Source organism: Neisseria sp. HMSC068C04, from assembly GCF_001810105.1.
Lineage (GTDB): Bacteria > Pseudomonadota > Gammaproteobacteria > Burkholderiales > Neisseriaceae > Neisseria > Neisseria flavescens_B.
Genome location: NZ_KV800003.1, coordinates 60,439 through 60,749 on the forward strand (window position 1 = coordinate 60,439; position 311 = coordinate 60,749).

The following is a 311-nucleotide window of genomic DNA, read 5'->3' on the forward strand; positions in this document are numbered from 1 at the left end:
TAATCCCCATGTGGTGGGGAGGTTTTTCAGAGTATCAGATGGTGGCGGAAGTGTAACGTTACCAGTCTTAATCCCCATGTGGTGGGGAGGTTTTTCAGAGCTTTCAAAACCTTCACTTCTACCGTTAACGAAAAGTCTTAATCCCCATGTGGTGGGGAGGTTTTTCAGAGAAGTTGGTACTTTGGACATCAGCGATTTCTGATAAGTCTTAATCCCCATGTGGTGGGGAGGTTTTTCAGAGAACCTCAAACACGCGGTATCCGCAAGACCATGCGAGCGTCTTAATCCCCATGTGGTGGGGAGGTTTTTCA

The 311-nt window shown here is 47.3% G+C and carries 1 CRISPR repeat array.

The features are described 5' to 3' along the window. A CRISPR array of direct repeats spans nt 1-310; the repeat unit is 28 nt; unit sequence TAATCCCCATGTGGTGGGGAGGTTTTTC. The last annotated feature ends 1 nt before the right edge of the window (nt 311 follow it).